Origin of the sequence: Paenibacillus sp. AR247 (genome assembly GCF_002968895.1) — a bacterium.
GTDB lineage: Bacteria > Bacillota > Bacilli > Paenibacillales > Paenibacillaceae > Paenibacillus_AQ > Paenibacillus_AQ favisporus.
Window position 1 is genome coordinate 1 of record NZ_PCZT01000089.1, and the last position, 509, is coordinate 509.

1 protein-coding gene is annotated in these 509 nt (G+C 54.2%); it reads right to left on the reverse strand.

Annotated elements, in window-relative coordinates; genetic code table 11:
* The coding region (locus CPT76_RS36195) for a LamG domain-containing protein (protein ID WP_146116579.1) at positions 1–509 on the reverse strand (509 nt) is incomplete at both ends.

A 509-nucleotide genomic window follows, 5' to 3' on the forward strand; every position in this document is an offset into this window, starting at 1 on the left:
CTTGCTCCGTTCCATGGGTATCCCAGTTCCCATAGATAGGATGACCTCGATCCGCTGAGCTAGACGGTTCAAACTCGTCATTCAGCCCTACCAGGCTTTCCCATGGAGACACGTAGGAGGTGGTGACTGAGGCATCAACCGCTGCATTCGGATTGACCGGAACTGGCGGATCGACAACGGGCGGCACCGGTTTATCTTCTGCCAGGCCGGCAATCTCGGCGCCGGATAACGCGCGTTGATACAGCTTGATCTCATCGAGCGTTCCGGCCCAATAATGATCATCGCCCTGCGACCTTCCGATATAAAAAGAAGTCCCGCTATTCAAAACGGACTTGACCGTACCTGGATTTACATTCGTGCTTCTGGCCAATTCAGCGCCATCTAGGTAAAGAACGGCGGTCTTGCCAGATAGAGTGAGCGCTGCATGATGCCATTCACCTGGGGTCAGCCCCGGCCCGGAAATGAACGTACTTTCTCCTTTCCCAGGCTGAGAAACAGTAAAGCCGATA